The following is a 10,925-nucleotide window of genomic DNA, read 5'->3' as shown; positions in this document are numbered from 1 at the left end:
GCCATGATCTTCCTCGACGCCGCCGCCACCACCCCCGTCCGCCGCGAAGTACTGGACGCCATGTGGCCTTACCTCACCGGCTCCTTCGGGAACCCCTCCAGCCACCACACCCTTGGTGAGGCGGCAGCTGCGGCGCTCGCGGGGGCGCGGGCAGCGGTGGCCGGCGTCCTTGGCTGCCGGCAGGGCGAGGTCGTGTTCACTTCCGGGGGAACGGAAGCGGACAACCTGGCCGTCAAGGGCATTGCCCTGGCCCGGCAGGCGGCAAACCCGCATTGGAACCGGGTGGTGATCAGCGCCGTCGAACATCCGGCCGTGGAGGAATCCGCGCGCTACCTGGAGCGTTTCCACGGCTTCGTGGTGGACGTGGTGCCGGTCGACGCAACCGGCCAGGTCACCCCTGATGCGCTGGCCGGGGTGCTGTGCCCGGAGACCGCGCTGGTCAGCATCATGTACGCCAACAATGAGGTGGGCACCGTCCAGCCCATCGCCGCGCTCGCAGAACTCGCCCACCACCACGGAATCCCCTTCCATACGGATGCCGTCCAGGCCGCCGGATGGCTGACGCTGGACACCAAGGCCCTGGGCGTGGACGCCATGAGCATCTCCGGGCACAAGCTGGGGGCGCCCAAAGGCTGCGGCCTGCTCTTCGTCCGGAGCCGTACGCGGCTGGAACCGGTCATTCACGGTGGCGGCCAGGAAAGGGGCCGCCGCTCGGGGACGGAAAACGTGGCCGGGGCGGTGGGGCTGGCCACGGCCCTCACGCTGGCCCACGGCCGGCAGGCCGGCCAGCAGCCAAGGGTGGCCGCCCTGCGGGACCGTTTCATCGCTGCCGTGCTGGCCGCGGTGCCGGACGCTGTCCTGACCGGCCACCCCTCCGAACGGCTGCCCTCCGTAGCATCATTCTGCTTCCCCGGAACCAGCGGCGAGTCTGTGCTGCTGGAGCTGGAACGGAGCGGCGTGGTCTGCTCCAGCGGTTCAGCCTGCGCTGTCGGCTCGGATGCGCCGTCGCCCGTGCTTACCGCGCTGGGAATTTCCGCCGAAGTGGCGCAGACAGCGGTCCGGTTCAGTTTCGACGCATCGGTAACCCGGGAGGAACTGGACGTGGCTGCGGACGCGGTGCGGGCCGCCGTCGCCAGTGTCAAGAACCTGGGCGCGGGCAAAGGCCGCTGACCGTCGCTGCCTGGTCAGCGGTGCCGCGCGCGGCGGAAAATCCAGTGCCGCAGCATGCTGAAGCGCACCGCCGTGGCCAGGAAGCCGGACAACGTGGTGGCCAGCAGTTCGTCCGCCACGGTGGCCTCCGGATTGAACCAGTGCAGCACACCCAGGCTGCTGCCGGTGATCACCAGGGCCACGGCGATCACCACCAGGCCGTTGAGGTGGTCACGGGTGCGGCGCTGCTGGCCTGCGATCTTGAACGTCATCCGGCGGTTCAAGGCAGTGTTCAAGAGCGACGTGAGGACCAGCGCCACCGCGTTGGCCAGCTGGGCGCCAAGCCATGGCCGCAGCAGCGCGTAGAGGCACAGTGATGCAGCGGTGCAGATGACGCCGACACCGGAGAAGCGGAGCAACTGCCGGATGACCGGATAGCGCAGGACTCCCCGGTAATGCCTGGTGGCAGGCAGGCGCCGGGTGCTGGTCTCCGGTACTGCTGGTGCGGACAGTCCCTCCCTCATCCGGCGGCACCGGCAGGACGGTCAGCGCCGCGGGCAGGGGGCAAGCAGGAGATGCGCACAGGGCGCCCAGGACGAACCGCCATCCGTCAGTACAGCTCGCCCACGGGAATTTCCACTGCCAGCCGGTTGGAGGGCCCGGGCAGCGGGCAGGCCCAGGCCTCGTTGTAGGCGCAGGAGGGGTTGTAGGCGAAATTGAAATCCAGGACGAACATGGCGCCCGGGCCGGTGCCGGCTACGCCGTGGAAGGCGCCCTTGATGGTGTCGATCAGGTAGCGACCCGCCCCGTAGGTGCCGCCGGGCTGGCCTGCCGTGGCATCGCGGAATGGAACGAAGATCCCGCCGCCGTACCCGTGGAGCTTCCACACCGCGAGCTGGCCCATTTCGGGCAAATCGAAGGTGCCCAGCCGGACAAAGTGCACCACGCCGTCGGTCCCGGTGTCGACGCTCATCTCGCGGCCGGCACCCTCTTTGGTCAAGGGCACGTGGAACCGGTAGATGGGATCGTAGTCGGCGGTCTTCAGCCCGGAGAAGCGCGCCTTGCCCGCGGCGGTCAGCGCAGAAGCCGGGTGGGTGGCGAACATCATGTCACGCTGGTGGCGCCAGTACGAGTGTGCCTCGGACGGGCTTTCAACCGAGAGCCGGCGGACGGTGTCGTAGAGCGCAAAGGTCCTCAGCCGCCAGTCGGCGATATCCAGGGCGGAGATGTCCGCCGGGTTGTCTTCGGCTGCGCCGTGCTGCTCTTCCGCCATAACCCCCAGCCTAGTCCCCGGGCAGCGTGGCAGCCGTCCGACGGCGACACGCCGGGTATGTGCCCGGGGGAACGGATGGCCGGCGCCCGGCAGAGGGGGCCACGGAACACCGTTCGCAAGCGCAGGAAACACCGCCGTGCCGGCCCGGAGAGGAGCCGTGCCGCTATTAGGCTGGCTTCCATGACAGGCAAGGAAGTATTGAGCGCTCTTCCCCGGATGTCACTGGTGGCCGCCGTGGTCCTGCTGACGGGTTGCTCCGGATCACCGGCCGGCCCGGGATGGACGGCACAGCCGGCAACCTCCGGGGCCGCAATCTCCGGATCTGCAGCGCCCGGGCCAACATCCGGAACGGCGTCGGCGTCAACGGACGCCGGCGGCACCGTCCCGGCCCCTGCCTCCGCAACTGCCGGCGAGCCGCAGGGGGCGGCCACCGCCGCTTCCTGGAAGACATACTCGGATCCTGTCAGGACGGTGAGCTTCGACCTGCCGGCGGACTGGATCGCGCAGTCGGTGGCGCCCGAGGAAGGCGTGCTTCCCGGTGGGCTGAAGATTGAGGTGAAGAAGCCCGACGGAACCTTCGTCGCCGCGCTCCGGACCGGACTGCCGCCGTCGAACGTCGACTGTCCCGACAACGCACGGCACCCGTACACCGTGATCAGCAGCGTGCCTTTTGAGCTCTCCGTCCCGGGCGGGGAGGGAACCATCCCGCCGCGGATGGTCTACCGGGTGATCCAGGGGTACCGCTACTTCGGTTCCTACGGCATCACCAACCTGGTGGGCGGAACAGACGGGCAGGCGTGCGGGCTGCGCAACGTGGTTCGTGGTCCGGCCGGCAAGGGGGACTACTCGTTCGGCGACCTGGTGACCCTCAAAGCCTTTGCGCCGGATGAGAAAGTGGCACCGGCGAAGGCCTTCGACACCCTTGGCCAGGCCGCCCAGTACGTCAACGAAAGCGCTGACTTCGCCAACGTGCAGCGGATGCTAATGTCGCTGAAGGTCAAAAACTAGTCCCGCTGCCGGCACTCACAAGTGCGGGGTGTGCGACTTACCTTCCCCCCAACACCCCCGGAGAGACATGGAACGCTCTGTTTCCGCACGCCTGGCCTTCAGGACCATCGCCAACACCAAGGTGGCCATGGCCATCGCCGTAGCACGGAACAGCGGCTACTCATCCTTCACGGAGTCCCTCTCCGTCACTGCCGGCGGGGCCGAGGTTCCACTCACGGAAGTTTCCGACCACCACGGCGGCCGGTTCCACTACATGGAGTTTGCCCAACCCACCGACGTCAGCGTGGACTATTCCGCCACGGTGACGGGCCGCGCCGTTCCGGAAGACGCCACCCTGGCCGAGCGGATCCGCTACGTCCGCCCCAGCCGGTATGCCGAGTCGGACCGGCTGCTGCCCACGGCCTATGCCGAGTTCGACGGGGTCCAGGGAGCGGACCTGGTGCGCGCCGTCCGCGACTGGGTCAACGGTGAACTGCGGTACATCAGCGGCTCCTCCCGCGGCACGGACGGTGCCGTGGAGACCCTCCTCAGCAGGCGCGGCGTGTGCCGGGACTTTGCGCACCTGGCCATCGCGCTGCTCCGCTCCAAGGACATCCCGGCCCGGCTGGCGGCCGTCTACGCACCGGGCCTGAGCCCGATGGATTTCCACGCCGTGGCGGAAGCCTACGTGGAGGGGGCCTGGCACGTCATCGACCCCACGGGGCTCGCGCCGCGGGAGTCGATGCTGCGCATTACCGCCGGCCGCGACTCATCAGACACGGCGTTCCTTTCCACGGTGGGTGGAAGCCTGGTGTTGAACCAGCTGCGCGTCACCGCCGTGGTTGACGGGGACCTGCCCGGCGAGGATCCCTCCCGGCTGGTGGCGCTCGGCTGACTGTCCACCCTGGCTGTCCACCCGGCACGGGCCGTCCTGTTCGGCCGGCCCGTGCGGCCGCCGGGAAGCCGCCTGCTACCGCGGAAGGGGACCCAGCGAACTTCGCAGCTTGTCCGTGAGCCGCTTCAGTTCCTTCTGCTCCGCGGCCGTCAGGGCGGGACCCACCAGCGCGGAAATGTCCCGGACGTGCTCGCGGCCGATTTCCTTCTGCAGCTCCCGCCCCTCGTCGGTCAGCTTCAGCAGGATGCCGCGGCCGTCCTCGGGGGCCGGCATTCTGGCCACAAGCCCCCGCTTTTCGAGCCGCTCCACCAGCCTGCTCAGGCTGGACTGGCTCAACAGCACGTTGTCGTTGAGCTCGTTGAGCCGCAGCCAGCCGGACGGGCACCGGGAGAGCGTGAACAGGACGTCGTATTCGTTGACCGCCAGCTTCCGGAAAGCCCGCCCGGACTGCAGCTTGCGCATCACCGCTACCTGGGCGCGGAACAGGGACTCCCAGGTTTCGGCTGCCAGCCGCACCGGAGATTCCGTTCCTCCCGCAGCCATCACGCCTCCGCGGTGGCTTTGTCGGCGTCCTGCGATGCCAGCAGGGCGGCGACACGGCCGGCGTGGGTGGGCGGCTCGGGAACGTGCGCTGGCTTGAGGGCCGCGTACTCCTTGCGGAGCACGGGCAGGACTTCCTCGCCGAACAGGTCCAGCTGCTCCAGGACGGTCTTAAGCGGCAGGCCGGCATGGTCGATCAGGAACAGCTGGCGCTGGTAGTCGCCGAAGTGCTCGCGGAAGGTCAGGGTCTTCTCGATGACTTCCTGCGGGCTGCCCACGGTCAGCGGGGTCTGGGAGGTGAAGTCCTCCAGGGACGGTCCGTGGCCGTACACGGGGGCGTTGTCGAAGTATGGGCGGAATTCGTTTACCGCCTCCTGGGAGTTCTTCCGCATGAAGAACTGGCCGCCGAGCCCGACGATCGCCTGGTCCGCCTTGCCGTGTCCGTAGTGCTCGTACCGCTCGCGGTAGAGGCCGATCAGCTGCTGGTAGTGCTCCTTGGGCCAGAAGATGTTGTTGGCGAAGAAGCCGTCGCCGAAGTACGCGGCCACCTCCGCGATCTGCGGGGTACGGATGGAGCCGTGCCACACGAAGGGGGCCACGCCGTCGAGCGGCCGGGGCGTGGAGGTGAAGTTCTGCAGCGGGGTGCGGAACTTGCCGGACCAGTTGACGGTGTCCTCGTCCCACAGCTTGCGCAGGAGGCTGTAGTTCTCAATGGCCAGCTCCACGCCGTCCTGGATGTTCTTGCCGAACCACGGGTACACCGGGACGGTGTTGCCGCGGCCCAGGACCAGGTCCACGCGCCCGTCGGACAGGTGCTGGAGCATGGCGAAGTCCTCGGCGATCTTCACCGGGTCATTGGTGGTGATCAGCGTGGTGGCCGTGGAGAGGATGATCCGTTCGGTCTGGGCTGCAATGTACGCGAGGGTGGTGGTGGGTGAGGAGGAGAAGAAGGGCCGGTTGTGGTGCTCGCCCAGGGCGTAGACATCCATGCCGATTTCCTCGACCTTTTTGGCGATGGCCACCGAGGCCTTGATGCGTTCGTGCTCGGTGGGGGTGCGGCCCGTGGTGGGGTCCGTGGTGATGTCGCTGACGCTGAAAACACCGATCTGCATGGCGTGCCTTTCCGTTCCTGGACTTGCTGGGCTTGGCTCCAGTGTAAACCAATTTAGATGCATTTGCATCTATCGCCGGATACAACGCAGCCACGCCGGAAATATTCCGCCGTTTAGTCTGCGCCGGGAGCGGCGCGCCGGCCGCTGACCTTAGGGACCTGGCCGGTGGTCCAGTCCATGAATTCGGCGTCGAGGTCGGCACCCGGTCCCATTTCGGGGCGGGCCTGCAGGTCGCGCAGGAGTGCCTTTTTCTCGCGCCGTCCCTCCACCAGCCGGTACAGCACCGGGACCAGGATCAGGGTCAGTGCGGTGGAGGACACCAGCCCGCCGATCACCACCACGGCCAGCGGCTGCGAGATGAACCCGCCACCGCCCGTGATGCCCAGGGCCATCGGCGTCAGGGCGAAGACCGTGGCAAGGGCCGTCATCAGGATGGGGCGGAGGCGCTGGCGTGCGCCGTTGATGATGGCGTCCGCCACGTTCATGCCGGGCCTGCCGTCGCGCGGCTGCCGGTACTGGTTGATCAGGTCGATCAGCACGATGGCGTTGGTAACCACGATGCCCACCAGCATCAGCATGCCGATGAGCGACGGCAGGCCCAGGGGCACTCCGGTGAGCAGCAGCAGGGCCACCGCGCCGGTCGCAGCGAACGGAACCGAGACCAGCAGGATCAGCGGCTGGACGAGCGACTTGAAGGTGGCCACCATGATCACGTAGACAATGGCGATGGCTGCCAGCAGGGCCAGGCCCAGCTGCCGGAACGATTCTGCCTGCTGGGTGGTGGCGCCGCCGATCGCCGCGGTGACGCCGGCGGGCAGCTGGACGTCCGCCAGGCGCTTCTGGACTTCCGTGTTCACCGCGCCCAGGTTGGAGCCCGACGGCGTGATGGACACCTTGGCGGTCCGCTCGCCATTGCTGGCGGTGATGGAGACGGGGACGTCCACCTGCTCCACGGACGCGATGCTTCCCAGCGTTACAGGCCGGCCGCCTGCGGGCAGCGGGATGTTCCGGACGGCGTCGATGCTGGTGAACTTGGTGCCCTGGCCGATGCGGACGGGAAAATCGTTGGTATCGATCCGGACCGTGCCCGCAGGGATGGGGCTGATGGTCGATGCCAGGACCCCGGCCACCTGTTGCTCGTTCAGGCCGGCGGCGACGGCTTTGGCCCTGTCCACCTTGACCTGCACCACAGGGTTGCTGGCGGCCAGGTTGCTGGCAACTTCGCTGGTGCCGGGCACGCCCGTCATGGCCGCGACCATGGTGTCGCTGGCGGCCTGCAGGTCGGCGCTGCTGGCAGCCTTCAGCGTGATGTCCACGGTGGATGACGTGCCGAAGCCGCCCTGCTGGGTGCCCACCGATACCTTGCCCGAGTCGGGCACCTTCGCAAGCTCTGAGCGAACTGTCTCCTGGAGGCGCTCCTGGTTGGCCTTTTCGTCTGTCACCACTGTGAAGGTGGAGTTGGAGGATCCGGTGGAGGTGAGCGCGGCGAAGCCGGCCTGGGCGTTGCCGGAGGTCACCTGGACGTCCTTGATGCCGTCAATGCCCCGCAGCACCTCTTCGAGGCGGATGGCGGCGGCGCTGGTGTCGGCCAGGCTGGTCCCGGCCGGCAGCACCTGCCGTACGGTCAGGCTGTTCTGTCCCGAGTTTCCCAGGAGGTTCGTGGCAAGCAGTGGTGTCATGGCACCGGTGGCACCGAGCACCAGGACCGCGGCAACCAGGGTGATGACGGGGTGCTTCTGCGTGGACCGGAGGATGGGCAGGTAGCCGCGCTGCAGGCGGCTTCGCTGTTCGGCTTCGTGGGCCTTCGCTTTCGCCTCCTCGGCGATCCGCCGGGCCTCGGGGGAGCCGGCGGGCGCCCTGCCCGCCGCGCCCTTGGGGTTTTTTAGGAACCAGTAGGCGAGCACGGGGACGATGGTCAGCGACACCAGCAGCGACGCCAGCAGTGCCATGGTCACGGTCAAAGCGAATGGCCGGAAGAGTTCGCCGGCCAGTTCGCCGACGAAGGCGATGGGCAGGAACACCGCCACCGTGGTCAGGGTGGAGGCGGTGATGGCGCCGGCCACCTCTCTGATGGCGGTGAGGATCGCCGTCGACTTTTCCTCACCGTAGCTGAGGTGCCGCTTGATGTTTTCGATGACAACGATGGAGTCGTCCACCACGCGCCCGATCGCGATGGTGAGCGCGCCGAGCGTCAGGATGTTCAGCGAGTAGCCGGTGGCCGACAGGCCGATGAACGTGATCAGCAGGGACAGCGGAATGGACACCGCTGTGACCAGCGTGGAGCGGGCGGACATCAGGAAGAGCAGGATGATGGCGACGGCGAAGCCCAGTCCCAGCAGGCCTTCCGTGGTGAGGTCCTTGATGGACTTTTCGATGAAGGGTGCCTGGTCGAAGACCGGCGTGAACCTGGCGTTGGAGCCCAGTTCCGCCTCCAGGCCCTTCAGCGAGTCCCGCACCGCATGGGAGATGCCCACCGTGTCGCCCTCGGGTTTCTTGGTCACGGAGATGGCAAGGGTTTCGGCGCCGTTGGTGCGGGTGATGGAGGTGCGTTCGTCATCCTTGAGGGAAACATCGGCAACGGAGCCGATTGTTGCCCCATTCCTGGCACCTGCCAGCGGGAGTGCCTTGATGGCGTCCAGGGAGTCCACCGGGCTGCCAATCTGAAGCGACAGCGTCTTGCCCTGCTCCTGGAGCGTCCCGGCGGGGACCAGCGCGCCGTTATTGGACAGCGCGTCCCGGATGGAGGTGACACCTGTACCCGCCGCTGCCATGGCGTCGGCCCTGGGAAGGATCTCGATGTGCTGGGATGCGCCGCCGGTGACATCGGCGCTGCGGACGCCGTCGATCTTCTGCAGCCGGGGAACGCTCAGGCGCTGCAGGTCGGCATTCAGCTCGCTGAGCGTCTTGTCCGAGGAGACGGCGAGGAAGACGATGGGGAAGTCGCTGATGCTTCCGGCAATGGCCTGCGGCTGGACATCGCTGGGCAGGGACCGCTTGGCATTGGAGATGGCCCGGTCGATCTGGTTCCTGGCCCGGTCCAGGTTCGACCCGTACGTGAACACCATGGTGATCTGGGAGACGCCGGTGCGTGACGTGGAGGAGGTGGATTCCAGCCCCTCCACGCCGTTCAGCGCCTTCTCAAGCGGGCCGCTGACCTGCTTGTCCACCACTTCCGGCGACGCGCCCGGCATGGAGCTGAGCACCGTGATCTGCGGGAACTCAATGGAAGGGATGAGTTCCTGCTTCAGCGATGACATGGTGATCACGCCGAAGACCGAGGCGAACACGGTGATCAGTGCGATCAGGGCCCGGTTTGCCAGGGAAAGGTGCGCCAGCCGGAACATGGGTGGTCTCCTGGGGGTCTAAGTGACTGGTACATGCCCTGGGGGTGCCAGCCGCTGGCCCCGCAGGGTCAGTGGCTGGCGGAAACGCTCTCCAGCTGGAGGGACGCGGCCGTTGCCCGTTCCAGCTCCGCGGCAAGGTTCGGATTCTCATCCAGCTTCACCCCGTAGCCGGGCATCATGTCCTTGAGCTTGCCCTGCCAGCCCTTGAAGTTCTTGGGGAACGTCTTCTGCAGCAGTTCGATCATGATGGGGACAGCGGTTGAGGCTCCGGGCGACGCGCCCAGGAGCGCACCGATGGAGCCGTCGCGGCCGGCAATCACCTCGGTACCGAACTGAAGGATGCCGCCCTTTTGCGGGTCTTTCTTGATGATCTGTACACGCTGGCCGGCGGTGATGAGTTCCCAGTCCCCGCCCTTTGCCTCGGGGTAGTACTCGCGCAGTGCCTCAACCTTCTGGTCGTGCCGCTTGACCACTTCCTTGACGAGGTACGCGGTGAGGTCCATGTTGTCCTTGGCCACGGCCAGCATCGGGATGATGTTCCCGGGCCGGATGGACAGCGGCAGGTCCAGGTAGGAGCCGTTCTTCAGGAAGTTGGTGGAGAAGCCGGCGTACGGACCGAACAGGAGCGAACGCTTCCCGTTGACGTAGCGGGTGTCCAGGTGCGGAACAGACATGGGGGGAGCGCCCACGGAGGCCTGGCCGTAGACCTTGGCACTGTGCTGGGCCGCGATGGCCTCGTCCGTGCAGCGGAAGAACTGGCCGGAGACGGGGAAGCCGCCATAGCCCTTGCTTTCGGGGATGCCGGAGGCCTGCAGCAGGTGCAGGGCCCCGCCGCCGGCTCCGACGAAGACGAACTTGGCGTGGATCTTGCCGTGTTCCCCGGACTTGGGGTACTTCAGCGTCAGGTCCCAGCCGCCGTCGGAGGCGCGGGAGATCCCGGTGACGTCGTGGTTGTAGTTGATTTCGACGCCGTTGTGCCCAAGGTAGGTCACCAGCTCGCGCGTGAGTGCCCCGAAGTCGACGTCGGTGCCCTCGGCCGCGCGGGTGGCGGCGATGCGCTGCTGGGGGTCGCGTCCCTTGACGATCAGTGGCGCCCACTTGGCGATCTGCGCGTGGTCCTCGGAGTACTCCATGCTGCGGAACAGGGGGTGCGGCTTCAGCGCCTCGTAGCGGGTCTTCAGGAACCGGGTGTGGTCCTCGCCGATCACGAAGCTCATGTGCGGGACAGTGTTGATGAAGCCCTTGGGCGAACCGATCAGGTTGTTGTCCACCAAGTGGGACCAGAACTGGCGGGAGAGCTGGAACTGTTCGTTGATGAGCAGTGCCTTGCCGGGGTTGACCGAGCCGTCTTTGGCTGCGGGGGAGTAGTTGAGTTCGCAGAGGGCGGCGTGGCCCGTGCCCGCGTTGTTCCAGGGGTCCGAGCTTTCGAGGCCCGGCTGGTCCAGCCGTTCGAACAGGGAGATGGTCCAGTCCGGCTCCAGCTGCTTGAGGAATGCCCCCAGGGTGGCGCTCATGATGCCGCCGCCTATCAGGACAACGTCGGCGTGTGGGGTCTTGGAAATGAAGGTCACGATCAGTCTCCGATTGCAGCGGCTCTGGCTGTCACAGAATATCCCCGCGCGGCC

At 67.2% G+C, this 10,925-nt stretch carries 9 protein-coding genes; 3 read left to right on the top strand and 6 right to left on the bottom strand.

Translation table 11 applies throughout. The features are described 5' to 3' along the window. Nucleotides 1-3: 3 nt before the first annotated feature. The gene (locus ASG79_RS01455) at nt 4-1,170 is read left to right on the top strand and encodes a cysteine desulfurase family protein (protein ID WP_056387939.1); all 1,167 of its coding nucleotides are present in this window, start codon (nt 4-6) and stop codon (nt 1,168-1,170) included. 14 nt (nt 1,171-1,184) lie between these two features. Here ASG79_RS01455 and ASG79_RS01450 read toward each other — a convergent pair whose 3' ends face one another. Together ASG79_RS01450 and ASG79_RS01445 are read right to left on the bottom strand one after the other, a co-directional pair. After that, the gene (locus ASG79_RS01450; protein WP_056387936.1) at nt 1,185-1,673 is read right to left on the bottom strand and encodes a GtrA family protein; all 489 of its coding nucleotides are present in this window, start codon (nt 1,671-1,673) and stop codon (nt 1,185-1,187) included. Nucleotides 1,674-1,759: 86 nt separating this feature from the next. Continuing rightward, nucleotides 1,760-2,422, bottom strand: coding sequence for a DUF1684 domain-containing protein (locus ASG79_RS01445; RefSeq protein ID WP_018768354.1), 663 nt, complete (start codon nt 2,420-2,422; stop codon nt 1,760-1,762). 180 nt (nt 2,423-2,602) lie between these two features. On the opposite strand from ASG79_RS01445, the gene ASG79_RS01440 reads away from it, so the two are divergent. Both ASG79_RS01440 and ASG79_RS01435 read left to right on the top strand, forming a co-directional pair. Then, a complete protein-coding gene (locus ASG79_RS01440) occupies nt 2,603-3,430 on the top strand; it encodes a hypothetical protein (RefSeq protein ID WP_056387934.1) in 828 nt (275 codons plus the stop codon). Nucleotides 3,431-3,497: 67 nt separating this feature from the next. Then, nucleotides 3,498-4,304, top strand: a complete 807-nt coding sequence (locus ASG79_RS01435) for a transglutaminase-like domain-containing protein (RefSeq protein WP_056387933.1) — start codon at nt 3,498-3,500, stop codon at nt 4,302-4,304. Between the two features lie 75 nt (nt 4,305-4,379). Here the strand turns inward: ASG79_RS01435 and ASG79_RS01430 are convergent, their stop codons facing one another. From ASG79_RS01430 to ASG79_RS01415, 4 genes are all read right to left on the bottom strand, one after another. Then, nucleotides 4,380-4,847, bottom strand: a complete 468-nt coding sequence (locus tag ASG79_RS01430; RefSeq protein WP_018768351.1) for a MarR family winged helix-turn-helix transcriptional regulator — start codon at nt 4,845-4,847, stop codon at nt 4,380-4,382. Beyond that, nucleotides 4,847-5,956, bottom strand: a complete 1,110-nt coding sequence (locus tag ASG79_RS01425; protein WP_056387931.1) for an LLM class flavin-dependent oxidoreductase — start codon at nt 5,954-5,956, stop codon at nt 4,847-4,849. The genes ASG79_RS01430 and ASG79_RS01425 overlap by 1 nt, the downstream gene beginning before the upstream one ends. 113 nt (nt 5,957-6,069) lie before the next feature. Continuing rightward, nucleotides 6,070-9,300, bottom strand: a complete 3,231-nt coding sequence (locus ASG79_RS01420) for an efflux RND transporter permease subunit (protein ID WP_056387929.1) — start codon at nt 9,298-9,300, stop codon at nt 6,070-6,072. A gap of 68 nt (nt 9,301-9,368) precedes the next feature. Continuing rightward, entirely contained in the window at nt 9,369-10,871 is a 1,503-nt protein-coding gene (locus ASG79_RS01415; RefSeq protein WP_056387928.1) for a malate:quinone oxidoreductase, read from the bottom strand. Between the last annotated feature and the right edge of the window lie 54 nt (nt 10,872-10,925).

This window comes from Arthrobacter sp. Soil761, assembly GCF_001428325.1.
GTDB lineage: Bacteria > Actinomycetota > Actinomycetes > Actinomycetales > Micrococcaceae > Arthrobacter.
This window is presented reverse-complemented; position numbering and strand designations above follow the sequence as displayed.